The sequence below is a fragment of the Cryobacterium levicorallinum genome (assembly GCF_004402405.1).
Taxonomy (GTDB): Bacteria; Actinomycetota; Actinomycetes; order Actinomycetales; family Microbacteriaceae; genus Cryobacterium; species Cryobacterium levicorallinum.
Genome location: NZ_SOFE01000014.1, coordinates 299,725 through 323,924 on the forward strand (window position 1 = coordinate 299,725; position 24,200 = coordinate 323,924).

Annotated in this window: 24 protein-coding genes; 10 read left to right on the forward strand and 14 right to left on the reverse strand. The window is 66.7% G+C overall.

The annotated features are described in order from the left end of the window. Nucleotides 1–34 precede the first annotated feature (34 nt). From hxlB to E3O11_RS08705, 3 genes are all read left to right on the forward strand, one after another. Nucleotides 35–619: a 6-phospho-3-hexuloisomerase gene (hxlB, locus tag E3O11_RS08695; RefSeq protein ID WP_092448091.1), complete on the forward strand. Its 585-nt coding sequence runs from the start codon at nt 35–37 to the stop codon at nt 617–619. Nucleotides 620–677: 58 nt separating this feature from the next. Beyond that, nucleotides 678–1,301 (forward strand): 3-hexulose-6-phosphate synthase, encoded by a 624-nt coding sequence (gene hxlA / locus E3O11_RS08700; RefSeq protein WP_092448092.1) that lies wholly within the window; start codon nt 678–680, stop codon nt 1,299–1,301. 261 nt (nt 1,302–1,562) lie between these two features. Continuing rightward, nucleotides 1,563–2,993: an NAD(P)/FAD-dependent oxidoreductase gene (locus E3O11_RS08705; protein WP_092448093.1), complete on the forward strand. Its 1,431-nt coding sequence runs from the start codon at nt 1,563–1,565 to the stop codon at nt 2,991–2,993. A 10-nt stretch (nt 2,994–3,003) separates the two neighbouring features. Here the strand turns inward: E3O11_RS08705 and E3O11_RS17600 are convergent, their stop codons facing one another. The 6 genes from E3O11_RS17600 to E3O11_RS08730 form a co-directional block, all read right to left on the reverse strand. Next, the gene (locus tag E3O11_RS17600) at nt 3,004–3,147 is read right to left on the reverse strand and encodes a hypothetical protein (RefSeq protein ID WP_166787536.1); all 144 of its coding nucleotides are present in this window, start codon (nt 3,145–3,147) and stop codon (nt 3,004–3,006) included. Beyond that, complete coding sequence (locus E3O11_RS08710; RefSeq protein WP_134477857.1) at nt 3,148–3,333, reverse strand: hypothetical protein; 186 nt, start codon at nt 3,331–3,333, stop codon at nt 3,148–3,150. It abuts the gene before it with no gap. A gap of 134 nt (nt 3,334–3,467) precedes the next feature. Then, nucleotides 3,468–4,307 carry a phosphonate ABC transporter, permease protein PhnE gene (gene phnE / locus E3O11_RS08715; RefSeq protein ID WP_198415577.1) on the reverse strand — a complete coding sequence of 280 codons (840 nt, stop codon included), beginning with the start codon at nt 4,305–4,307 and terminating at the stop codon, nt 3,468–3,470. Then, nucleotides 4,304–5,101, reverse strand: a complete 798-nt coding sequence (locus E3O11_RS08720) for a phosphonate ABC transporter ATP-binding protein (protein ID WP_092448095.1) — start codon at nt 5,099–5,101, stop codon at nt 4,304–4,306. The genes phnE and E3O11_RS08720 overlap by 4 nt, the downstream gene beginning before the upstream one ends. 47 nt (nt 5,102–5,148) lie before the next feature. Next, nucleotides 5,149–6,069, reverse strand: a complete 921-nt coding sequence (locus E3O11_RS08725; protein ID WP_158251664.1) for a PhnD/SsuA/transferrin family substrate-binding protein — start codon at nt 6,067–6,069, stop codon at nt 5,149–5,151. A gap of 173 nt (nt 6,070–6,242) precedes the next feature. Next, nucleotides 6,243–6,911 carry an HAD hydrolase-like protein gene (locus E3O11_RS08730; protein ID WP_092448097.1) on the reverse strand — a complete coding sequence of 223 codons (669 nt, stop codon included), beginning with the start codon at nt 6,909–6,911 and terminating at the stop codon, nt 6,243–6,245. Nucleotides 6,912–7,023: 112 nt separating this feature from the next. Between E3O11_RS08730 and E3O11_RS08735 the strand changes: the two genes are divergently transcribed. Next, on the forward strand, nt 7,024–7,959 hold the full coding sequence (locus E3O11_RS08735; RefSeq protein WP_092448098.1) for an aldo/keto reductase: 936 nt from the start codon (nt 7,024–7,026) through the stop codon (nt 7,957–7,959). Here E3O11_RS08735 and nucS read toward each other — a convergent pair. From nucS to E3O11_RS08770, 7 genes are all read right to left on the reverse strand, one after another. Beyond that, complete coding sequence (gene nucS / locus E3O11_RS08740) at nt 7,956–8,651, reverse strand: endonuclease NucS (protein WP_092448099.1); 696 nt, start codon at nt 8,649–8,651, stop codon at nt 7,956–7,958. The genes E3O11_RS08735 and nucS overlap by 4 nt on opposite strands. 98 nt (nt 8,652–8,749) lie before the next feature. Next, nucleotides 8,750–9,745 (reverse strand): dihydroxyacetone kinase subunit DhaK, encoded by a 996-nt coding sequence (dhaK, locus tag E3O11_RS08745; RefSeq protein ID WP_092448100.1) that lies wholly within the window; start codon nt 9,743–9,745, stop codon nt 8,750–8,752. Between the two features lie 43 nt (nt 9,746–9,788). Beyond that, on the reverse strand, nt 9,789–10,421 hold the full coding sequence (gene dhaL / locus E3O11_RS08750; protein ID WP_092448101.1) for a dihydroxyacetone kinase subunit DhaL: 633 nt from the start codon (nt 10,419–10,421) through the stop codon (nt 9,789–9,791). Next, nucleotides 10,418–11,209 carry an HAD-IA family hydrolase gene (locus tag E3O11_RS08755; protein WP_092448102.1) on the reverse strand — a complete coding sequence of 264 codons (792 nt, stop codon included), beginning with the start codon at nt 11,207–11,209 and terminating at the stop codon, nt 10,418–10,420. The genes dhaL and E3O11_RS08755 overlap by 4 nt, the downstream gene beginning before the upstream one ends. A 3-nt stretch (nt 11,210–11,212) precedes the next feature. Continuing rightward, nucleotides 11,213–12,073: a class II fructose-bisphosphate aldolase gene (locus E3O11_RS08760; RefSeq protein ID WP_092448103.1), complete on the reverse strand. Its 861-nt coding sequence runs from the start codon at nt 12,071–12,073 to the stop codon at nt 11,213–11,215. Nucleotides 12,074–12,183: 110 nt separating this feature from the next. Continuing rightward, entirely contained in the window at nt 12,184–13,491 is a 1,308-nt protein-coding gene (locus E3O11_RS08765) for a GAF domain-containing protein (RefSeq protein ID WP_092448104.1), read from the reverse strand. Nucleotides 13,492–13,636: 145 nt separating this feature from the next. Continuing rightward, a complete protein-coding gene (locus E3O11_RS08770; protein WP_092448105.1) occupies nt 13,637–14,854 on the reverse strand; it encodes an MFS transporter in 1,218 nt (405 codons plus the stop codon). A 246-nt stretch (nt 14,855–15,100) separates the two neighbouring features. On the opposite strand from E3O11_RS08770, the gene E3O11_RS08775 reads away from it, so the two are divergent. The 3 genes from E3O11_RS08775 to E3O11_RS08785 all read left to right on the forward strand — a co-directional run bounded on the left by E3O11_RS08775 (nt 15,101) and on the right by E3O11_RS08785 (nt 19,227). Further along, nucleotides 15,101–16,138, forward strand: coding sequence for an extracellular solute-binding protein (locus E3O11_RS08775; protein WP_092448106.1), 1,038 nt, complete (start codon nt 15,101–15,103; stop codon nt 16,136–16,138). A gap of 174 nt (nt 16,139–16,312) precedes the next feature. Beyond that, on the forward strand, nt 16,313–17,884 hold the full coding sequence (locus E3O11_RS08780; RefSeq protein ID WP_092448107.1) for an ABC transporter permease: 1,572 nt from the start codon (nt 16,313–16,315) through the stop codon (nt 17,882–17,884). Further along, nucleotides 17,884–19,227: an ABC transporter ATP-binding protein gene (locus tag E3O11_RS08785; protein ID WP_092448108.1), complete on the forward strand. Its 1,344-nt coding sequence runs from the start codon at nt 17,884–17,886 to the stop codon at nt 19,225–19,227. Before E3O11_RS08780 ends, E3O11_RS08785 begins: the two co-directional genes overlap by 1 nt. Before the next feature lie 109 nt (nt 19,228–19,336). Here E3O11_RS08785 and E3O11_RS08790 read toward each other — a convergent pair whose 3' ends face one another. Beyond that, nucleotides 19,337–20,659 (reverse strand): MATE family efflux transporter, encoded by a 1,323-nt coding sequence (locus E3O11_RS08790; protein ID WP_092448109.1) that lies wholly within the window; start codon nt 20,657–20,659, stop codon nt 19,337–19,339. A gap of 488 nt (nt 20,660–21,147) precedes the next feature. Here E3O11_RS08790 and E3O11_RS08800 point away from each other — a divergent pair, with 488 nt between their 5' ends. From E3O11_RS08800 to E3O11_RS08810, 3 genes are read left to right on the forward strand one after another with little or no spacing between them, the layout of a single operon-like run. Next, on the forward strand, nt 21,148–22,263 hold the full coding sequence (locus E3O11_RS08800) for an NAD(P) transhydrogenase subunit alpha (RefSeq protein ID WP_092448110.1): 1,116 nt from the start codon (nt 21,148–21,150) through the stop codon (nt 22,261–22,263). Between the two features lie 3 nt (nt 22,264–22,266). Then, entirely contained in the window at nt 22,267–22,593 is a 327-nt protein-coding gene (locus E3O11_RS08805) for an NAD(P) transhydrogenase subunit alpha part 2 (protein WP_092448111.1), read from the forward strand. Between the two features lie 2 nt (nt 22,594–22,595). Continuing rightward, nucleotides 22,596–24,017 (forward strand): NAD(P)(+) transhydrogenase (Re/Si-specific) subunit beta, encoded by a 1,422-nt coding sequence (locus E3O11_RS08810; RefSeq protein ID WP_092448112.1) that lies wholly within the window; start codon nt 22,596–22,598, stop codon nt 24,015–24,017. Nucleotides 24,018–24,200: the final 183 nt, after the last annotated feature.

A 24,200-nucleotide genomic window follows, 5' to 3' on the forward strand; every position in this document is an offset into this window, starting at 1 on the left:
AGCATTCCCACTCGAAGGAGTGGAACATGGAATCATGACCGAAACGACAACCACCCCACTGGCAGCGGATGCCCTCGGCCTCATTTTCGCCGAGAACGGCCGCGTCGTCGAGGCGCTGCAATCGGCATCCGCTTCAGTACTGGATGAGGCGGCAACCCTGCTCGCCGCGGCACCCCGGGTATTTGTGCTCGGTGCTGGCCGCTCCGGGCTGGCACTGAAGATGACCGCGATGCGACTCATGCACCTCGGCCTCGACGTGCACGTGGTGGGCGAGGTGACCAGCCCGGCGATTGTGTCGGGTGACGTGCTGCTGGTGGCGAGCGGATCCGGAACGACGGGCGCCATTGTGCGTGCCGCCGAGACGGCTCACGGCGTGGGGGCGAGCATTCTCGCGCTGACCACGGCGCCCGAGTCGCCGCTCGGGCGGCTCGCCGCGGTGACCGTGGTCATTCCCGCGGCTGCCAAGCAGGACCACGCCGGGCAGGTGTCGGCCCAGTATTCGGGCGGCCTGTTCGAGCAGTCGGTGTTGTTCGTCGGCGACGCCCTGTTTCACACGCTCTGGAAGGCGAGCGGTTCCACGGCCGAACAGCTCTGGCCGCGTCACGCCAACCTCGAATAGAGCGCGCACCCTTTCCAAGAACTTTCCACTCTTAAACACTAATAGAAAGCAGAATCCCATGAAGCTTCAGGTAGCTATGGACGTACTGACCACCGAAGCGGCGCTCACGCTGGCTGCTCAGGTTGCACCGCACGTCGACATCATCGAGCTCGGCACCCCGCTGATCAAGGCAGAGGGCCTGCGCGCCGTCACCGCGATCAAGAACGCGCACCCCGACAAGATCGTCTTCGCCGACCTCAAGACGATGGATGCCGGCGAGCTCGAAGCCGACATCGCCTTCGCCGCCGGTGCAGACCTCGTCACCGTGCTCGGCACGGCCGGGGACAGCACCATTATCGGAGCCGTCGCCGCCGCGACCAAGCACGGCAAGGGCATCGTCGTTGACCTCATCGGCGTTGCCGACAAGGTCACCCGCGCCCGCGAGGTCACGGCGCTCGGTGCCCAGTTCGTCGAGATGCACGCTGGACTCGACGAGCAGGCCGAGCCCGGCTTCTCGCTCGCCACACTGCTCAACCAGGGCGAGACCGCCAAGGTTCCGTTCTCCCTTGCCGGCGGCGTGAACCTGTCGACCATCTCTTCGGTGCAGCGCGCCGGAGCAACGGTCGCCGTTGCCGGCGGAGCAATCTACGGCGCCGAAGACCCGGCCGCAGCTGCTGCCGCCCTTCGCGCCGCGATTATCTAGCCCAAGCGCTTAATCTGGTGCCGTCCCGCGTCTGCGGGGCGGCACTTTTGCGTTAGCGGCACTATCGCGTTAAGCGGATGTCCCTGCCCGGGTGACGAGAAATCCGACCGGGCCCGGGCCTGGTCGATGGGGCACTCCTGCACGCATGGGCCCACATTCCGTGCCCCGGCCTGTCGGTGGGCGCGGCTAGGCTGGTGGCGCCCAGACTAGTTGGCGGCATCGTCGCCGCGAGAGGACGCCACCCATGACCAGCAGCCACGCATGAATAGCACCATTTTCGACCGGGCCCGGCCAGCGGCATCCGTTGTTAAAGCCTCGCTCACGGGAACACGCCAAGGCTCGTTTTGGCTCGAGGAGCTCGAGCCGCGTACCGGCTATCCAGCGCTCACCGGCGACCTGCGCTGCAACCTCGCGATCGTTGGCGGCGGCTACCTCGGACTGTGGAGTGCGGTGCTGGCCAAGCAGCAAAACCCTGATGCGAGGGTGCTTTTGTTGGAGGCGCGCACGGTCGGCTGGGCGGCATCCGGTCGCAATGGCGGCTTCTGCGAGGCGAGCCTGACCCACGGTGACGACAACGGGCGCAGCCGCTGGCCGAAAGAGATCGACCGACTGACCGAACTGGGCAACGAGAATCTCGACGAGATCGAACGAGCGGTGGCAGACCTCGGCATCGACTGCGATTTTGAACGCACCGGATCCATCGACCTCGCCATCGAAGAGCATCAGATTGAGTGGCTGCGCGAAGAGACGATCGGCGAAAACGTGGTGTTTCTCGACGAGTCCGCAGTGCGGGCCGAGGTCGCGTCACCGACCTATCTCGCCGGCGTCTGGCACCGGCGCAGCACCGCCCTCGTGCATCCGGGCAAGCTCGCCGCCGAACTGGCGCGCGTGGCGACCGACCTTGGAGTGGAGATCTTCGAGCACTCGCTCGTGCAGAGCGTGGACACGGCCCGACGTCTGCCGGCCCAGGGCGCCCGGGTAGTGACCACGGGCGGCACCGTGACCGCGCAGAAGGTCGCGCTCGCCACCAATGTCTTTCCCTCGCTGCTCAAACGCAACAAACTCGCGACCGTTCCAGTCTACGACTACGTGCTAATGACCGAACCGCTCGATGCGAGCCAGCTCGCCGCGATCGGCTGGCAGAATCGGCAGGGCCTGAGCGACCTCGCCAACCAGTTTCACTACTACCGACTGAGCGCCGACAACCGCATTCTGTTTGGCGGCTACGACGCCGTGTACCACTACGGGCGAAAGGTGCGCAGCGGCTACGAGAACCGACCGGAGACCTTCGAGAAGCTCAGCAGCCACTTCTTCACGACGTTTCCGCAGCTGGCCGGCGTGCGCTTCAGCCACAAATGGGCCGGTGCGATCGACACGTCCACGCAGTTCTGCGCCTTCTTCGGGCAGGCTCGCGGCGGGCGCATCAGTTATGCGGCCGGCTTCACCGGCCTCGGTGTTGGTGCCACGCACTTCGCCGCCCAGGTCATGCTAGACCAGCTGGCCGGCCGCAGTACGGAGCGCACTGAACTGGCCATGGTGCGGGGCCGTCCGCTTTCGTTCCCACCGGAGCCGCTCGCATCCGCTGGAATTCAGGCCACGCGCTGGGCACTCAATCGTGCCGACCACAATCGGGGCCGCCGCAACGTGCTGCTCAAGGGGCTCGATGCCGTGGGCCTAGGCTTCGACTCGTAGCCGGGACCGACTATTTGCCGATGGGACCTGGCAGGCCCTTTTCGGCCAACACGGCGTCGGCCTCTTCCGGCCGACCGAGATCAGTGAGTATTTCGGCGCGCACTTCACGGGCATAACTGTAGAGTTCCGCGTCTGAGATTTCATCCTTCATCATTTACCCCTTCCAGGTGGCTGGCAAGCGAGCGACCACCAGCTGCGCCAGGTCCCTATCATCTTCTTTTGCTTCGTCTTCTTTCGCGAGCTTGCGCAGCGAAGCGAGGCCGGCGATGCAGGCAGCGACGAACGTTCCGTCCCAGGGAATGATCCCAAATAGGTAGAACTGCTCGGCTTCGAAGGTCATGGTCCAGAACATAGCGGTCAGCGACCGCGTCCAACAACAACGACCGGGTCATCCAGGCTCCGGTCCCGAAATGTCAGACAAGAGGATGCCGCACCTCGGCGGGCCTGGACCGACCAGCGGATGCCGCGCCGCGGCTAGTGCGGCGCGACTGCGGAGCTGCCGTCGAGCATCCGCTTGCGTGCCACGCTGCTGAGTCGCTCGGCCAAGAGGACGACGATGAGAATCATGATGATGATCGTCATCGCGGTGTCGAACTGGCGCAGTTGGAATGCCACGTTCAGCTCGACGCCGATGCCACCGGCTCCGACCAGGCCGAGTACCGCCGCGCCACGAATGGATTTTTCGAGGCAGTACAGGCTGGTGCCCGTGAACGACGGAAACGCGGTCGGGATGACCGCACAGGCCATGACGCTGATGCGGTTGGCTCCGGTAGAGCGCAACGCGTCGATCGGACCGCGGTCGAGCTCTTCGATGCGTTCCGCGAAGAAGCGGCCCGCGAAACCGATCGTATCGACCATGATCGTCAGGATTCCGGCGATCGGTCCGAGACCGACCGACACGACGAAAACCATGGCCCAGACCAAGTCGGGCACGCTGCGCATGACCGTGAGCAGTGATTTCGCGGCCACGTGAATCATGCTGTGTGGTGTGGTGTTTCGCGCAGCGAGCAGAGCGATCGGCAGGCTGAGGAGCACGCCGAGGGCCGTACCGATGATGGCCATCTCGATGGTTTCGAGCATGGCCTCCGCGAGGTTTGGCACGCGATCAGTCGCCGGTGGAAATCCGCGCGAGAGAAAATCCCACGTGCGCGCCGGGGCCATGAGTAGCCGTTCGGGGCTCAGATCGAGGCGGGACACCCCGTGAATGGCGAGTCCCGCGAGCACCAGCACGGCCAGAAATGCTCCGCCGTGGGGGCGCCGAAACCGGCTGGGTGGCGCGCTGGTGACGCGCGTCGGCCGGGTGGTCATGATCATCGATTCACTCCTGCTTCGTCGTGCTGCGAGTTCTCGGCGGAATCAGCCTGCTCTGAGTCCTCGGAATACAGCCCGGCCAAATCGGTCCGAGACAGATCACGCATGTGCCCATCGAGCAGCAATCGGCCGCGTTGCAGTGCGACCACGCGGTCGCCATACGCCTCGGCGAGTTCCAGCTGGTGCAGGGTACAGACGAGCGTCAGACTCTTTTCTGCCACGACCTGCCAGAGCACGTCCATCACTTCCCGCCCGGCCCGGGGGTCGAGGGCGGCCACGGGTTCATCCGCGAGCACGATCGTTGGGCGTTGCATCAGCATCCTGGCGATCGCGACGCGCTGGCGCTGCCCACCGGACAGCTGGTCAGCGCGGCGCGAGGCGAAGGGGGCCAGGCCCACGCGTTCCAGACAGACCATGGCCTCGTCTCGCACAGTGCTGGACGAGGTCCAGGCGAACCAATTTCGTGGGTTGTCGGTGCGCCCGAGAGAACCGTGTCCGACGTTCGACAACACGCTGACCTGGTCCACGAGGTTAATCGATTGAAAGACCGTGCCGACCCGCCGACGTACGTCGCGCAGTTCTCTCGCCGTGGCTCCGGTCACCGCCGTTCCATCGAGGGAAATAGCGCCGGCCGTTGGCTCAATCAGACGAGTCAGTGCCTTGAGCAAGGTCGACTTACCGGATGCGTTGTGCCCCAGCAGCACGATGGCCTCACCCTGGTCAACGGTCAGGTTGATGCCGTCGAGGGCTTCTGTTCCATCGGGATAGCGATGACTTAGATCGCGCACGCTGATCATGGGTGTGGCGTGGGGGACAGAGGTGCTGCGTGGGCTGTGCTGCCGGCTCACTCGGGGAGCTCGGCGAAATCGGCGAATCCAGCCGCTTCGAAGGCCGCGCGCGTCGGGTCGTAGTCGGCATCCGTGGCGACCTGGAATTCGGATTCGAGGTACTTGTCACTCTCGCCGGTCGCGGTGATGGCGTCGAGAAGCACCTGCTGGTTTTCGGTCAGGGTCTCTTGAAGCCAGGTCGCGCATCCGCTGCCGAGAGCGCTGCGGGCCACGAACAGATCGTTGGGCAGGTCGGGTCCCTCGGCCAGCATTTTGATCGATCCGGCCCCCAGTTCCTCTTCGATCTCCGCGAAGTCGCTCAGGCCGGTGCCGAGCGCATCGCCCTCACCGGCGCCGAATGCCGCGATGCGGGTCGCGCCGAGCGGAACGACGTCGACGTTATCGCCAGCGACGAGGCCGGCGTTGGAGAGCATTTCCAGCGGGCCCAGGTGACCGGAGGTGGAACCGACCTCCTTGGTGATGACCGTGGAGTTTTCGAGGTCGGCAAGCTCCGTCACGGTGGAATCGGCGCGGGTCACGATCATGGAGCGGTAGCCGGGGCGGGTGATACCGACAACCGGGATGGCGTCCGCTTCCTGCTTCAGAACGACATATTCGGCGGGACCAGTCAGGAGCAGGTCGATCTCGTCGAATTCCAGCGCGGTCGACGCTGCGGTGCGGCTGGAGATTGGGTAAAACTCAACGTTCTTGCCGGTGGCTTCTTCAAATGCCGTACGGAATCCCTCGAATTCGACGACGAGAGTTTCGAGTCCTTCCACGCCCGTGTCGCTGAATCGAAGCGTGTCGGGGCACGAGTCCGCGCCGGTCGCGGCGAGAGGCTGGTCACTCGCGGTACTGGTTGCGGCGCATCCGCTCAAGGCCAGAATGCTGACGAGGGCAAGGGCGGGAATGGACCTGTGGCTAGCTTTGGATCGCAAAAGATGGAGCCTAACTGGTTGTGACGCGGCGAGAATAGAAGAACCCGAGAGTATTCGCCGCTCGGGTTCTTCAACACGCTGTCATTCCCCGGTCACCAGCCGTTTACCTCCCGGTGAACACGAGGCAAATGCGAGGTGAACCGCGTGGGGGTTCCGCCTGGTTCGCGATGGCCTCAGCCGAGCAGCAGCTTGCGGAGCTGGTCGGTCGAGTGCACGACCGCGGTCGCCGCCTCGGCCTCGGCTGGCGAGCCGTAGCCCCACTCCACCAGAATCGCCGGAATGCCATTCGCCTGCGCGCCGATGGCGTCGTAGCTGCGGTCGCCGACCAGGACGGCGCCGCCGGTGTCTACGCCGGTCGCGGCCAGGCGGGCGAGCGCCTCTGCGACGATGTCGGCCTTGTTGCTGCGGGTGTCGTCGGCGGAGGCACCGACGGTGGCCGTGAAGTACTTGGCGAGGTCGAAGTGCGTGAGAATGGCGATCGCACTGAGCTCGGGCTTGCTGGTGGCCAGGGCGAGCGGAATTCCGGCCGCGTGGATACGTTCGAGCAGGCCGGCGACGCCGGGAAAGACAGCCGTGTCGAGCGCGGCGGCGCCGTGGTACTCGGCGCGGTAGACGGCGATGGCTTCGACGGCTTCGGCGGGGGTCATGCCGGCGTATTCCTGAAAGGCGTCGAACATGGGTGGGCCGACGTAGGCGAGCAGTTGGGCAGCGGAGGGCACCGGGCGGCCGAGCAGCGTAAACGTGCGGGCCAGAGAGCTGGTGATAGCCGGGGCGGAATCCGTGATGGTTCCGTCAAGGTCGAAGAGAATGGCGCTCCAGGTGCGCGTCAATGTTGCGTTCATTCGGCATAGCCTAGGCGGTCAGCCGAAAAAGTGTCCCATTTACCCATTTTCTCAGCATTCGTACGGTTAGTGAGGCGCTAGCCTTTTCGTTCCCCCTCACAAAGGAATCCGTATGACGCTGTCTCCGCCCGACCGCCTGATCTACGGCTGCATGGGACTCGGCGGCGACTGGACGCCCGGGCCGGTCACCCCGGCCGCGATCGATCAGGCCGTCGCCGCGGTCGAGGCCGCGCTGTCCATCGGCATAACGGTGTTCGACCACGCCGACATTTACCGCTTTGGCAAGGCGGAGCAGGTGTTCGGTGAGGTTCTGAAACGCTCGCCGGGACTGCGCGAGCGCATCGAGATTCAGACGAAGTGCGGCATCCGCTTGGATGCAGAGCACGCTCCCTACGACCTCGGGGCGATCGTGGCGCGCGTCGACGACAGCCTCGCGCGCCTGGACGTTGACTACGTCGACACGCTGCTGCTGCACCGGCCCGATCCGTTGCTCGAACCGGCCGTTGTCGCTGCGGCGGTGACCGACCTGCACGCCGCCGGAAAAATTCGCGCGCTCGGCGTCTCGAACATGTCGGGAGCGCAGATCGCGTTCCTCCAGCGCGAGATCGACCTGCCGATCGTGGTGAACCAGCTTGAGATGAGCCTGCTCAAGCGCGACTGGGTCGACAGCACGGTGCTGGTCAACCACCCGGACGGCGCCGACAACACCTTTCCGCACGGCACGCTGGAGTACTGCGCGAGTAATGGGGTGCGGCTGCAGGCCTGGGGCGCGCTCGCGCAGGGCCGGTATTCCGGGGCGCCGGGCGCGGCGGCCGAGGAGGCGGCATCCGCTTTGGTGCAGACGCTGGCCGAGGCGAAGAACACGACCCGCGAGGCCATCGTTCTCGGCTGGCTGATGCGACACCCCGCGCACATCGATCCCGTCCTCGGATCGAGCGATCCGGCGCGCATTCGGGCCTGCGGGGATGCAGCCGCGCAGGCAGCGGCGATGACCCGCGACGAGTGGTTCGCGTTGTACCTTGCGGCCCGCGGGCGCCCGCTGCCCTAAAAGAGTTTCGAGGCCGTGTCGTCGAGGCCGCGCATGGCGTCGTAGTCGAGGAGCAGACAGCGGATGCCGCGATCCTCCGCCAACTTGCGGGCCTGCGGTTTGATCGTCTGCGCCGCAAAAACCCCACTGACCGGCGCCAAATGCGGGTCGCGATTCATGAGTTCGAGGTAGCGCGTGAGCTGCTCCACCCCGTCGATATCGCCATTTCGCTTGAGTTCTACCGCGACAGATCGGCCGGCGGCATCCTGCGCGAGGATATCGACCGGCCCGATGGCGGTCATGTACTCACGGCGCACGAAGGTGAAACCCTCGCCGAGCAGATGAATGTGCTCGGCCAACAGCTTCTGCAGGTGCGACTCCGCGCCGTCCTTGATCAGGCCGGGGTCGATGCCGAGCTCGTGCGCCGAGTCGTGCTGCACCTCGTACACGCTGACCACGAGCTGGTCGGCGGTCTTGCCGTGGGTGACCGTCCAGAGGGCGGTGATTCCGGCATCCGCTTGATCGCCGTCGGGCTCGGAGATGGCGATCGAGCAGGGTGGGCTCATCCAGTTCAGCGGTTTGTAGGAGCCGCCGTCGGAGTGCACGAGCACGCTGCCATCGGACTTGATCATCAGCAGACGGGTGGCCAGCGGCAGGTGCGCGCTAAGACGCCCGGCATAGTCAACGGAGCATTTCGCAATTACAAGGCGCACTGAACGAGTTTATCCTGGTCGCCTTCGGCCTCTCATCGGCACGGGCCTCGGCGACCGCGCTCACGGGCCTCGGCGACCGCGCTCACGGGTCGGGCGGCTCAGAAAACTCGCATTGCGATCTCGGCCGGGGCGGCGAGTAGTGCCGTTATCTCGTCGTCGAGTCGCACCAGCGTGATCGAGGCACCGGCCATGTCGAGCGAGGTGCAGTACTCGCCGACATAGTTACGTCCCACGGTCATGCCCAGCGCGGTGAGCCGCTTGTGGATGATCCCGTAGAGAATGTACAGCTCACTGATCGGCGTGCCGCCGAGGCCGTTCACCATCACGGCGACCCGGTCCCCGCTGACGAATGGCAGGTCGGGAACGATCGCGCTGAGCAGCTCGTCCACGATCTCGTCGGCGGGCATCCATTTGGCCCGGCGTCGCCCCGGTTCGCCGTGGATGCCGACGCCGATCTCGATCTCGTCGTCGCCGAGGGCAAACAGGGGTTCCCCCCGGGCGGGAGGAGTGCAGGCCGTCAGCGCGACACCCATGGTGCGGGTGACGGAATTGACCTTTTCGCCGATGCGCACCAGCTCGTCGAGGTCGGCACCGGACTCCGCCGCGGCTCCAACGGCCTTCATCACGAAGAAGTTGCCGGCCACGCCGCGGCGGCCGACGGTGTAGGTGGAGTCCTGCACCGACACGTCATCGTCGATGAACAGCGTGCGCACCTGGATGCCGTCGGCGCTGGATGCCTCCTCGGCCATCTCGAACGCCATCCGGTCTCCGGTGTAGTTGTTGACCAGGAGCAGCACCCCCTTGTCGGAGGCGAGGAGCTTGGTGGACTCGATAATGAAGTCGATCGGCGGGGCGGCAAAGACGTCTCCAGGGCACGCGCCGTCCAGCATCCCCTTACCGACCGTCATCACGTGGGCTGGCTCATGACCGGAGCCGGAGCCCTGAATGATGGTGACCTTGTCGTGGTTGGGGGCATCCGCTCGATGGATGAGGTGATACTCGGGAACGTAGCGCAGGGTGTCGGGGTTCGCGAGCGCGATGCCCTCGAGCATCTCGGGAACGAACTGCTGGGGGTCGTTGATGAACTTCTTCATGATGTCTCCACGTCGTTGTCGGGATCGGATGGTTATCGGTGGGCTAGTTGGCCCAGGTTCGGGCGAGGCGCTCGACCAGCACAGCAATGGCGATCGCGCCAGCGTCGGGCGATCCCACGCTGCGCTCGCCGGTGTAGCTCGCGCGCCCGCGCCGGGCCTGGAGCAGGCTCGTGGCTTGTGCGGCCTCCCGAGCGGAGACCGCCATCTTGCCCAGAGCAGTCTTGGCGTCGTCGCCGGCCGCAAATGCGGCCTCGAGCGTGTCGACGGCGGGCACAAAAGCATCGAGCAGGGTTTTGTCACCGACATCGGACTTACCGCGGTACTTGATCCCTTCGATGGCCGCGCGCAGCGCGGTGATGGTGTCCGCCGGGCTGATCTCGTTTCGGCCCTTGAGCGCGGTGCCGGCGCGCAGGAATGCCGTTCCCCAGAGCGGCCCCGACGTTCCCCCGATGGTGCTGGTGATGACAATCGCGATCTTGCTCAGGAATACCCCGGGGTCCGTGCGGTCAACGCCGTCCCAGCCGGAGAGCACAACCTCGAAACCGCGGGCCAGAGAGTAGCCGAAGTCCCCGTCACCGACAACTGAGTCAAGTTCGCCGAAGTATTTCTCGTTGACGAGGGCCTCCTCGGCGATGGAGCGCACCACGAATTCAGTCGCGTTCAGGGAACTGGTCATGATTCTTCCTCCTGGTTGGGGGCGCGCAGCAGCATCGAAAGGTCGCCCAGCGTCACGAAACCGTTCGGCACCACGCCGGCAGGAGAGCCCAGCACGGTTGCGAGTTCGCCATCCGGGTCGCCGAGCGAGGTGACGACGAGGGCAGCACCGTCAAAGTTCTCATCGACGGTGTAACTGCTCACTGTGACGAGGGTGCGCAACCCGGCAGCGCGGGCGGCGCGCAGGCCGTTGTTGCTGTCCTCGATGACGATCGCCTCGTCGGTGCTCACGCCGAGGTGCTCCAAGGCATAGGCGTAGATGTCCGGCGCAGGTTTCTTGGCGGCCACGATGTCTCCCGCGAATACTTGGAACTGCGCGGCCAGGGACTCGCCCACCGCGTGGGTCAGCACTGCCCGCACGGAGGGTTCGGCCGAGGTTGAGGCGACCGCGAGCATCCAGCCGGCAGCAGCCGCCTCGGCGACGATCCGGGCGATCCCCGGGCGGGCGGGCAGCGCTCCGACAGCGATCAGGTCGGTGTAAATCTGGGTCTTGCGCCGATGCCAGGTGGCGACGGTTTCTTGTTGCCGGGCCGGATCGGCGGGAAGATGGGCCGCCTGAACGAAGTCCGGCGTGAGCAGGCTCGTAAGGCGTTCCTTGCCACCGCCGATCAGCAACTTCTCGGCGTAATCCTCCTCGCTCCAGTGCACGGGCAGTCCGAACTCCGCGAAGCTGGCGTTGAAGGCGGGCAGGTGTCCGTGGCGTTCGGTGTCGGCGAGTACGCCGTCGCAGTCGAAGATCAGTGCCGGCATCGCTTACCAGGCCTGGCCGGCCGAGCCGAACGTGCGGGCCAGGCCCGTTGTGAGGTCGACGACATCGCCACTCACAGCGCGAAAAAGCGTCGGCGGGTCCCATTTGTCGGCCTCTTCGGCGAACCGCAGGTTGGCCAGGGTGGATTGCAGATAGGTCACCTTGAGGGCGGTAGAGATGTTCACCTTGGAACAGCCGCGCTGGATCAGGTCGTGGAATTGGGCGTCCGTCATTCCGGTGCCGCCGTGCAGGGCGATGGGTATTGGATGCGCCGCCACCAGATCGCTGACCCGGTCGAAGTCCAAAACGGGTTTCGATTTGTAGACGCCGTGGGCGTTGCCGATGGACGGAGCGAAGACATCGACGCCGGTCGCTTCAATGAACGCGAGGGATACGTCAAGGGTCTGCCGCGCCGCGGTCTGATCGGAGCCGACACCGTCTTCGACGCCGGTGATGGATTCAATCTCACCCTCGACATGGGCTCCGTAGCCTCGGGCCTCCTTGACCACCTCAATGGTTTGGCGCTGGTTCTCGGCCACGGGCAGCTGGGACGCGTCGAAGAGCACCGAGTTCCAGCCGATGGCCAGGCACTCGCTGATCACGTCACGGTCGGGGCAGTGGTCGAGGTGCAGGGCGACGGGCACGTCGATGTCGGCGGTCATGGATTGCCACATAGCGAACAGCACCTTCGCGCCGATCGAGCGCACGGTCTTGACCGACGTCTGCACGATGATCGGCGAGCGAACTTCGACTGCGGCAACCAGCACCCCCTGCATGGTGAGGTCGTTGAACACGTTGACAGCAGGCACGCCGTAGCGGGCATCGAACGCCCGGTCGACGATTTCCTTCAGGGAAACAACTGGCACGACGGCCTCCTTTGGCTTCGTCCCACGTTAAACCGGCACGCGCATCGCGCGCTATCGGGGAGTCCCCCCATTCGCTTTGGGGGAAATCCCTGGTCGTCGTCGGCATCCGTTCAGGAATGATGCGGATGGGCCAGCCCGGCCAGCATTGTGCGGTTGGCTGCTCCCGTCTTCCTGAGGATCGTGCCGACGTGTTTTTCGACGGTTTTTACCGAGATGCCAAGTTCCGTACCGATCTGCTTGTCCCGGAGTCCTCCCTCCACCAGCCGGCGCACCTCCCGCTCGCGGGACGTGAGGAGGGCGGGATCGGCCGGTTCGCCCCACATTTCCAGTAGGGAGCGCGACAGAACAGCATCGCCGGCAACGGCCGAGTCGACCGCTCGCACGAGCGAATGCCCCTCGGCGGATCGGTTCAGGAACCCGCGGGCGCCAGAGTGGGCCGCGCGCCGGATTCGTTCGTCGTGTGGGTCTCCGACCAGGAGCACGACGGCCGTGCCCGGACTGGTGCGAGCCAGCGCCTCGATCAGGTCGGTGTCTGGCAGGTCGGTGCCTGGCAGGTCGACCAGATCGATGTCAGTGACCACGACGTCGGGCTGCAGATACCGTGCCGCAGCGAGGGCGCCGGCAGCGTCGCCGCACTCGGCGATCACCTGGATGCCCGTCCCCTCCTGCGTGAGCAGGTGGACCAAGCCGGCGCGGATCACCGGTCGTTCGTGCATGACGAGCACCCGAGGGGGGTGTGTCTCGGTCAGGCGCCCGATCGATACGTGCGTCGGTCTGCACGGATCGTCGCCGCCCGGCAGCCCGAATCTGTGGGCCAGCGCTGCACGCTCGGACGTGTGAAACTCGGCCAGATTGATGTTGACCTCGATGGCCACGGTGTGCAGACGGAAGTCGGCGATGGCGGCGGCCGCCTGAGCGGCGAAACGTTCGAGTATCCGGGCGTCCTGGCTGGTGAAGAGGCGCTCGGAGGTATTGGCAAAGACCACGCAGGCGCCGATGACCCCGGAAGGAAGCCTGATCGGCACGCCGATGACTGGGCGCTGGTAGCGGGCGTCGTCCCGGCCGAGATGACCGCCCGGCACTTTGGAGTACTCACTGAACACAACGGATCCACCGGCTCGCACGACTGCTCCGGTGACGCCTTCATCCAGTGAGAAGACTTGGCCAGCCCGGCATTCGTCGCCGAGGTCGACCTCTTTGCGGTAGACCTGAGCGGTCTCATCAATAGTGCAGATCGATCCCATGGCGCATCCCAGCAACTGGGCGGCGCGCAGCAGGATCCGTTCCAGCAGAGGTCCGAGCCCCGTATCACCGGCCGGCCCCGTAGCCAGGAACAGGGCTACTTCATCGCCGGGTTCATCGGTCTGCGATCGAGGGGCATTACGAGGGGTCGGCAGGTGAGTCGGGGTCGGGCCCATCGTCTTCTCGTCTCTGAGTGTGCAAGCCAGCCTGGTTCCGTAGACAGCACTTCACCCTATGGGTCTGTCCCCCCTTGGCGCTAGCGGCGGGTGCTTCGATGTGGCGAGGAACCACACCAGCCGACGTAGCCTTCTGTGCCGTGACTCACGCGGCGTGGGGCCGTGCCGCCGGGGCGGCCAGCCCGGCCAGCACCATCAGCACCAAAACCAGGTACAGCGCGTTGAGGATTCCCCAGGCTTCGCCGAGCAGTCCGAGCACGGGCGGTCCGACCAGAAAAGCACCGTAGCCGATGATGGCGACGGCGCTCACCCGCGCCGCAGCGTTCTTGGTGTCGTCCGCGGCCGCCGACATGCCCACCGGAAAACCGAGCGAGGCGCCGATACCCCAGAGGATTGTACCGACAAAAACGAGCGGGGTGTTCGGCGCGAGGATGAACAGTACGAGCCCCGCGATGCCGATTCCGGCGCAGGCCCGCAGCACGAGCACCCGGCCGAACCGGTCGAGCAGGGGGCCACCGATCACGCGGCCCACGGTCATCGCGGCCACGAATACCCCGAACACGATGGCGCCGTCGGTGTTGCTGAGGCCGTGTCCATCGACCGAGGCGAGGGCCAGCCAGTCGTTCGCCGAGCCCTCGGCGAATGTCATGCCGAGCACGATCAGCCCGATCAGCAGCAGTTTGCGATCACGCCAGACGGCGAGGCTGCCCTGCAGGCGCGCGCGCCAGGCGAGGCGCGGGGCATCCGCTTCAGTATCGATTTCGATGGCGGCCGGTAGGAACCGCACGGCCACGAGAACGGTGCCCAGAACGAGTGCGGCCATGACCAGCAGATGCCAGAACACCGAAACCTGCCAAGCGGATGCCGCGGCGCCGCCGAGCGCGCCGACCACCGTGCCGAGGCTGAAGCAGGCGTGCATGAGTGGCATCAGAGTGCGGCCGATGGCCCGCTCGGCGGCCGCGCCCTCGACGTTCATCATGACGTCGAGGGATCCCATGCCCACGCCGAACACGGCGAGGGCAGCGAACACGAACGGGGCCGAGGGCGCGAGGCTGACGCCGACGCCCATGAACACGAGTCCGGTCGCCGACAGCGAGATGCTGACCAGCATGGCGCGGCGTGCGCCGAGGCGGGCGAGCAGGCCGGCTGCGATCAGCAGTCCGACGACCGAACCGGCCGAGAGGCCGAAGATGAGGATGCCGACCTGCGCGGTATCGAGGCCCAGGCCGTCGCGGACGGCGGGAACCCGCGCCATCCAGCTGGCCAGGCCCAGTCCGGAGACAAAGAACGCTGCGAACACGGCGTTGCGCCAGCCGATCAGGCCCGAGCGTGTGGCGGTGGTAATCACGGGGGAGTTGGTCATCGGGCTCCTCAAGTGGCGGGCGGGAGGCCTCGACAGCGGGTGGGTGGGAACCTTAACGCTACAACGAGAAGTTCCCACAGAGGGTGGAGATGGCACTGAATGCTCAGGGTGACCTCGCTTGCGGTGGTTCTCGTTTAGGACCTGCCTGACACCGGCGCATGACGCCCGAAGGCCCCGCCGATTGGCGTTGCTCAGCGGGTTAGCGTAGCCTTACCTTAGTCAATCAAACCCCGTCCTTGGAGTCACATGCGCATCCCGCTCTCCCTCGCCGCCCTCGTTGCCGGCGCCACCGTTCTTGCCCTCGCCGGGTGCACCCAAGCCGCCGAGCCAACGGCAGAAGGGGCCACGAGCGACGGAGCCTTCACGCTCTACTCCGGTCGCGACGAAGCGCTCATCCAGCCGCTCATCGATCAGTTCGAAGAGACCAGCGGCATCAGCGTCGAGGTTCGTTACGGCAACACCGCCGAGCTCGGCGCGTTGCTGCTCGAGGAGGGCGACGCCACGCCCGCCCAGGTCTTCCTCGCGCAGGACGCCGGAGCGCTCGGTGCTCTCGCCAACGCCGACCTGTTTGCCACGCTTCCCGCCGAGACGACCGACGCGGTCCCGGTCGGATTCACCTCGACCGACGACACCTGGGTCGGCGTCACCGGCCGGGCCCGCGTGATCGCCTACGATAGCGAGGCGATGAGCGCGGCCGAGGTGCCAACATCCGTTGACGCCTTCACCGACCCGGCGTGGGCCGGAAAATTCGGAATCGCGCCGACCAATGCGAGCTTCCAGGCCTTCGTCACCGCCTACCGTGTGCTGAACGGCGAAGAAGCAGCCGATGAGTGGGTCGCCGCCATCGCCGCGAACAGCCCGGTCATCTTCGACAACAACCGCGCCATTCTCGCCGCCGTCAATGACGGTGTGATCGAGGCCGGACTGCTCAATCACTACTACTGGTTTGCCATGGCCGCCGAGACCGGCGAAGAAAACATGCGTGCTCAGCTCTCTTACCCCGAAGCTGGAGACGCTGGATCCATCGTGAACGTGGCCGGGGCCGGCCTGCTCGCCGGAGCAGCCGAAGACGCCGACGCGCTCGAATTCATCGACTACCTGGTCGGCGCGAAGGCGCAGCAGTACTTCGTGGATGAGACATTCGAGTACCCGTTGATCGCTGGCATCGACGCCCCGGCTGGCCTGCCGGCGCTCGACTCGCTGGTCAACCCCGACCTCGACCTCGCCGACCTCGACACCCTCGAAGACACCCAGACCCTGCTGGGCAAGCACGGCCTGATCTAATATTAAAGCAGTGAAGGCGCGGTTGCGGGCTCAGGTCGGCAGCCGCGCCCTACCCTTTACCAAAGCGGATGCCCCGGCGCCTGCCCGGTCTCGGAGCGCCAGCCGCTGCGGAGAGCTGCGCCCGACCCCACCGGTGGCCGCTCCCCGAGCCGCCCGATCACCCGGGCCGCGCGCATGACCGAACTACTGATCCCGCCGCCGGAAACGGCCGCGACCCGCGCGCCAGCCCGGTACCGCTTCGGTGCCCCGCCCTGGCTGCTGGCCGTCGCTGCGCTCTGCGCCGCAACGGCCGCCATCCCGCTGGTCTACCTGGTGGTGCGCACGACCGAGGCCGGTCTGACCGAACTTCTCGATACCCTCGTGCGCCCGCGAGTGCTGCAGCTCACGATCAACACCGCGCTGCTCGCCGCCGCCGTCACCCTGTCCGCTCTCGTGCTCGGCACGATCTGCGCCTGGATCCTCACTCGCATTCGCTTGCCGTTCCAGCGCACGCTCCTGCTGGTCTCGGCGCTGCCGCTCGCGGTGCCGAGCTACCTCGCCGCCTACGGCTGGCTGGTGTGGTTTCCGCACCTTAACGGCTTCTGGGCCAGCTGGTTCGTCATGACCATGGTCTGCACCCCCTACGTGACGCTGCCGGTCGCGGCGGCGCTGCGCGGGGCATCCGCTGATCTGGAATTGGTGGCCCGCACCCTGGGTCGCGGTCCGCTGCGGGCCTTTGCGGCGGCGACCTGGCCGCAGATTCGCCCGGCCGCGATTGCCGGCGCGCTGTTGGTCTGCCTCTACTCACTGAGCGATTTCGGGCTCGTCTCGATGCTGCGTTTGCAGACGCTGACCTGGGGAATCAACGCCGCCTACGGCGCAAGCTTCGACCGCAACCAGGCCGCGCTGCTCGCCCTCGTGCTCGTGGTGCTCGCCCTCGTGGTCGTGGCCGGCGAACGCCGCAGCCGCCGTCAGGTCGCCAGCGTTCCCGGCCGCAGCACCATGCCTTCCCGCGCGCCCGGCCGCAATGGGCCCTTTTACGTGGCAGTGCTCGTTGCCGCGCCGCTGGCCGGGGTCGTGGTTCCCGTGGTCGGGCTGCTCAGCCGGCTGATCGAGGCCGAAACCCTGCGCGCCATCGACGTTCCCCGGCTGCTCGAGGCCGTCGGTTCGACCCTCGGGATCGCCCTCGCTGCCGCCGTGGTCGCCGTGCTCGTGGCGCTGCCGATCGCGGCGCTCGCGGCCCGCTACTCCGGTCGCCTGGTCGCCGTGATCGAGGCCGTTGGGTTTCTCGGCCACGCCCTGCCAGGCATCGTCGTGGGTCTCTCGCTCGTATTCTTCGCGCTCGCCGCGGTTCCGATGTTCTACCAAACCTCCGTCGTGCTCGTCTTTGCCTACGTCGTTCTGTTCATGCCGCGGGCGATTGGCAGCGTGCGCAGCGGTATCGCGGCGGTGCCGACGAGCCTCGGCGACGTCTCCCGCATGCTCGGCCTGTCACCGTTTCAGGCCTGGTGGCGGGTCACCGCGCGCCTCGCCCTGCCCGGCATCGCGATCGGTGCACTGCTTGTGGCCATCTCGGCCATGAAAGAATTACCAGCGACGCTGCTGCTGCGGCCGACGAGCGTGTCCACGCTCGCCACCGAGTTGTGGAGTCGCACGGCACTGTTCGAGTTCGGCGCTGCGGCGCCGTACGCTGCGGCGCTCGTGCTCGTGGCGATGGTGCCCGCGGTGCTGCTTAGCGGCATCCGCGGCACAGCAAGGGAGAACTAGTGGGCTGGGTAACGATCGAGGCGCTCCGCGTCGCCTACGGTGACCGCCGAGTGCTTGACGACGTCAGTTTGCGCATTCCGCGCGGCTCGCTCGTGGCCGTTCTCGGTCCAAGCGGATGCGGCAAGACCACGCTCCTGCGCGCCGTCGCGGGTTTGTTGCCGGTCGCCTCCGGCACCATCAGCGTCGGTGGACGCCTCGTCACCGGCCCCGGCGTGCAGCGGGCGCCGGAGAAACGCGGAATGGGCTGGGTCCCGCAGGATGCCTCGCTGTTTCCGCACCTCACTGTCGGCGAGAACATCGGCTTCGGGCTGCCGCGTACGAAGCAGAACGACGATCTCTACTGCGAACCGGGCGAGGCTCCGAGCCGAGTCGCCGGGCTCCTTGCCGGACTCAGGCAGCGGGGGCGCGCGAACCGCACAGGACCGGCCTCGCTGAGGGCCGGTGCGGCGCTGCCCGCGAACCCGCGCACAGTTTCGTTGGCGCACCACCCAGTCGCGCCGGGGCACAACCACCTCGCACCCGCACCGATCACACCCGACCGCGATCGCCAGACCAGCCGCGCGGCCCGCATTGCAGAGCTCGCCACCCTCGTTGGCCTGGCCGAACTCGTCGATCGCGCCCCCTCCCAGCTCTCCGGCGGGCAGGCCCAACGGGTCTCGCTGGCACGGGCGCTCGCCCCGCGGCCCGACCTGATGCTGCTCGACGAGCCGTTCGCCGCCCTCGACCCGCTGCTGCGCTCCGCCCTGCGCACCGAGGTCGCGGCACTGCTGCGCGGCCAGCACAACACGAGCCTGCTCGTGACGCACGACCAGGAGGAGGCGCTGTCGCTGGCAGACTTCGTCGCCGTGATGTGCGGCGGCGAGATTTTGCAGTTCGGCACGCCAGCGGATGTCTACGAGCGCCCGGTCAATCCGTGGGTCGCCGGCTTCGTCGGCGATACCGTCGAGCTCGACGGTTTGTGGCGGGGCGGCCGGGTCGAGTGTGCCCTCGGCTCGCTCGCGGCGGACTGGATGGGCGCGCAGGCAGTGCCAGCGCAGTCGTCGGGTGCGCCGAGGGGTGAGCGGACCGCAGCATCCGCTCCCGCCGACGGAACGGGCGTGTGCGTGCTGCTGCGTCCGGAATGGCTGACCCTGGGCGCGCGGGGTTCGGCCCAGCCAACAACGGATGCCGACGTCGTGGCCATCGCCTACGCCGGCCACGATGCCCTGGTCACTTTCGCCCTCGCTAATTCGGAGAAAACGGTGGTGCGCGCGCGCATTGCAGCGCCCGACCTGCCCCAGCTCGGCGACCGCGTGACGCTCGGTATCTGCCAGAACGCCCTCGCCTACCCCCTTTTTAGGTAGATATAACCCCCGTTCCGGGGCGCATCGCCACTCGCTCAGGGCGCTGCTGATTCGTGCATGCGGGCTTGCCGTACCGCGCGCGCGAGCAGGAAGCGTGCGCGGCAGGCGGTTAGTGGGCCCCGACGACCATCCAGGCCAGGCTGCGGGCGCGCAGCGACAGCGTCACGGCACGGGCACCGAGATAGCCCAGCGCGAACGCGGCCATGAGCAGCGCGAGCCCGGCCTCGCCCGCCGGAGCCCAGACCAGTACAGCGGCGGCCAGTGGCACGAACACGGCGAGGTTGAGCAGCCCGGTCAGGGCGAGATAGCGGGCGTCGCCGGCGCCGATGAGCACGCCGTCGAGCACGAATACGACCGCGCCGAGGGGAACGGACGCCCCGAGCACGATCAAGGTCAGCGGCAGCAGTTGAGTTACCGCTGAGGCATTGGTGAACGCGTGCCCGAGTACCCCGCTCGTGCCGATGACGCCCAAGGCGAGGACGAGTCCGGCCAGCACGCCCCACTCCAGGCAGCGGCGCAGCACGGCGCGAACCTGTGCCACATCCCCGGCACCGAGGCCGCGGCCGACGAGGGCCTGGGCGGCGATCGCGAGGGCGTCGAGGGCGAACGCCAGGGTCGCGAACAACGTCATCGCAATCTGAAAGGCAGCGAGCTCGGGCGAGCCGAGCTGGGCGGCAACGAACACGGCGAGCAGCATGGCGGCGCGCAGGCTCAGCGTGCGCACAAACAGCCAGCCGCCGCTCCTGGCACCCAGCAGAAGCCCAGCCCGGTGCGGGCGAAGAGGGGCGCTGTGGCGTCGGGCATGCCGGGTGACCACGACGAGGTACACAGCGACCATGCCCCACTGCGCCACAACGGTGCCGACGGCTGACCCGGCGATGCCCCAGCCGAGCAGGTAGATGAACACGTAGTTCAGTGCGATGTTCGCGCCGAAACCGATGCCGGCCACATAGAGCGGGGTGCGGGTGTCCTGCAGGCCGCGCAGCAGGCCGGTTGCCGCGAACACCAGCAGCATGGCGGGCAGGCCGAACATGGAGATGCCGAGGTAGGTGGCGGCATCCGCTGTCACGGCGGATTCAGCGCCGAACGCCCCGACCAGCGCCGGGGTGGCGAGCAGGCCGCCAGCCGCGAGCGCCACGCCGAGGCCGAGGGCGAGCCAGAGCCCGTCGATGCCGACCGACACCGCCCTCTTGGAATCGCCCGCACCGAGCCAGCGAGCCACGGCCGGGGTCGTGCTGTAGGCGAGAAAAACCATGAGACCGATGATGGTCTGCAGCACCGCGCTGGCCAGGCCGAGTCCGGCCAGCGGAGTGGTGCCGAGGTGCCCGACCATCGCCGAATCCGCCAGCAGAAACAGCGGCTCGGCCACGAGCGCGCCGAGCGCGGGTACGGCGAGACGCAAAATGTCCCGGTCTATGGGCTGCGTGCGCAAAATATTGATGCTTCGACTCTACGGCGGTCCGCGCATACGCCACCCGCGCATACGCCACCCGCGCATACGCCACCCGCGCATACGCCACCCGCGCATACGCCACCCGCGTATGACCGCGCCCGAAATCGGTGTGCGCTACCCCGGTTACCGCAGCGCTCATTCGGATCGGGCGCGGTCATCCCGGCCCTTCCAAGAACGCCCACAGTGCTCCACGGATGCTGACTGCTCAATGTGCGAAAACGTCTCAAGTCAGCCCCGGCAACCCGCTGCATTGTTAAGAAAGCCGAATCTTTCATCAACGGCGACCACTTATCGGGCCTCTCCCGCGCCCCATCCCGCTATGTTCGTCCCAGGAGCTTCTGCCGACCGTGGACGCTTCGGGCACGCGCCGGGAACATCATTTTTGGCCCAGGTGCCCGCGTTCACCCCGCAAGGATGTTTGCCGCCTCAGGACGATCGTGCGGACATCCGCTTCGAAAGGCCCCACTATGCCGAATCCCCAACTGCACCCCGAAACACCCAGTATCGGCGTCGTCCGCGAGAGCGGGGCGGATGAGCGGCGAGTTGCCCTCGTGCCGCGCGCCGTCGCGTCCCTCGTCGCGAAGGGACTCGACGTTGTCGTTGAATCCGGCGCGGGGGCAGAGGCCCTCATGGGTGACGACCTCTACCTCGAAGCCGGTGCCACCCTGGGCGACGCCTGGAGCGCCGACATCGTGCTCAAGGTCGCCCCGCCCACCGACGCCGAGATCGCTCGGTTGAAGACGGGCGCGACCCTGATCGGGTTCCTGGCACCGCGCAATGCGGAGAACAAAATCGCCGCCCTGCAGAACGCCGGCATCGTTGGCTACGCGGTCGAGGCGATCCCGCGCATCTCCCGGGCTCAGGTCATGGACGCCCTCTCGTCGCAGGCGAACGTCGCCGGCTACAAGTCGGTTATCCTCGCGGCGTCGCTCTCCACGCGGTTCTTCCCGATGCTCACCACGGCCGCCGGCACGGTCAAGCCGGCGAGCGTGCTCGTGCTCGGCGTTGGCGTGGCCGGGCTGCAGGCTCTTGCGACCGCCAAGAGGCTCGGCGGTCGCGCAACCGGCTATGACGTGCGTCCGGAGGTCGCCGACCAGGTGCGTTCGGTCGGAGCCCAGTGGCTCGACGTGGGTATCTCAGCTGCCGGTGACGGCGGCTATGCCCGCGAACTCACCGCCGACGAGCGCGCCGAGCAGCAAAAGGCGCTCGAGGCCGCGATTTCCACCTTCGACGTCGTGATCACGACGGCGCTGGTTCCGGGACGCCCGGCACCGCGGCTCGTGACCGCTGCCGCCGTGCACGGCATGAAAGCGGGCAGTGTCGTCATCGACATGGCCGGGGAGACCGGCGGCAACTGCGAGCTCACCGTTCCCGGCGAGACCGTCGTCATCAATGGTGTCACGATTGCGTCCCCGCTCAACCTGCCCTCGACCATGCCCGAGCATGCGAGTGAGCTCTACTCGAAGAATCTCACCGCCCTGCTCGAATTGCTCGTGCCGGGCGGCCGACTCGACCCCGACTATTCCGACGACGTGGTGGCGCTCTCCTGCGTTACACGTGACTCAGTCTCGAACAGGAACTAACCCATGGACTCCTTTCTGGCGAACATCGCCATCCTCGTGCTCTCGGGCTTCATCGGCTTCGCGGTCATCTCCAAGGTTCCGAACACGCTGCACACCCCGCTCATGTCGGGAACCAACGCCATCCACGGCATCGTCGTGCTCGGCGCCCTTGTCGTGCTCGGCACCGCGCACAACCCGGGCCTTCCGCTGCAGATCATCTCCTTCGTGGCCATCGTGTTCGGAACCGTCAACGTCATCGGCGGCTTCGTCGTGACCGACCGGATGCTCGCCATGTTCAAAACCCGCCCAGTCGACACCAACACCAGCACCGCGACCGACGGGAAGAACTGACCATGGACATCCTCGTCTACGCCCTCTATATCGTCGCTTTCGCCATGTTCATCCTCGGGCTCTCCGGGCTGACCGCCCCGAGGTCCGCGGTGCGCGGCAACAAGATCGCTGCGGCCGGCATGGCCGTCGCCGTCGTCGCGACACTGATCCACATCCGCGAGACCAGCAGCTGGCTGATCATCGTCGCGGCTCTCGTGGTGGGCGTGATCCTCGGCATCCCGCCCGCGCGCAAGGTGAAGATGACGGCAGTACCGCAGCTCGTCGCGCTGTTCAACGGAGTCGGCGGCGGAACCGTCGCGCTCATCGCCTGGGGCGAGTTCATCGAAAGCGACGGCTTCACCGGCCTGCACGCGGCCTCCGGCCCGGTGCTCCCGCTCGTCATCGCCTCCCTGTTCGCGGCGATCATCGGCTCACTGTCGTTCTGGGGTTCGATCGTCGCCTTCATGAAACTTCAGCAGATTCTCCCAGGGCACCCCCTGTCGGTCGGCCGCCTGCAACAACCGCTCAACGCGATGTTGTTTCTCGGCGCCACCCTCGCGGCCGTCATCGTCGGGATCGGCTCAACCACCACCGGCGCTGACCTGGTTTGGTTCGTGGCGATCCTCATCCTGGCGGGCATCCTCGGGGTTATGACCGTGCTCCCGATCGGCGGAGCCGACATGCCCGTGGTCATCTCGCTGCTCAACGCCCTCACCGGTCTCTCCGCGGCGGCGGCCGGGCTCGCGCTCAACAACATCGCGATGATCGTCGCCGGCATGATCGTCGGAGCATCCGGTACCATCCTCACCAACCTCATGGCCAAAGCCATGAACCGGTCGATTCTGTCCATCGTCGCCGGCGGCTTCGGCGGCGGCGGCTCCAAGGGTGTTTCGGCCACGAGCACCGGTGACCAGCACGCGAAGTCCACTTCTGCGGCGGATGCCGCCATCAAGCTGGCCTACGCCAACCAGGTCATCGTCGTGCCCGGCTATGGGCTCGCCGTCGCCCAGGCCCAGCACGCCGTGAAAGACATGGCCAAGGTGCTCGAGTCCCGGGGTATCGAGGTCAAGTATGCGATCCACCCGGTAGCCGGGCGTATGCCGGGGCACATGAACGTGCTCCTCGCCGAGGCCGACGTCTCCTACGACGCCATGAAGGAAATGGACGACATCAACGGCGAGTTTTCACGCACGGACGTCACCATCGTCATCGGGGCCAACGACGTCACGAACCCGGCGGCGCGCAACGACCCGAACTCGCCCATCTTCGGCATGCCCGTGCTCAACGTGACCGAATCCCGGTCGGTGATCGTGCTCAAACGTTCCATGAGCTCGGGCTTCGCCGGCATCGAGAACCCCCTGTTCTTCGCGGCCAACACCACGATGCTCTTCGGCGACGCGAAGAAGTCCGTCGCCCAGGTGACCGAGGAACTCAAGGCGCTGTAGGGGGCTCTTGTTGCATGACGGGGCCCAATGCTGAAATCACGCGCTACCGTGCCAGGATCGCCAGTCCTGCCAGAGTTGAGCCGTCCACCAGTGCACGAGCGCGAAACAGGTGATCGGCGGCCGCCAACCCGGGTGCCGCGCGCATCCACTCGTAGAAATCGTCTTCGCCGAGCGGATGCCTGC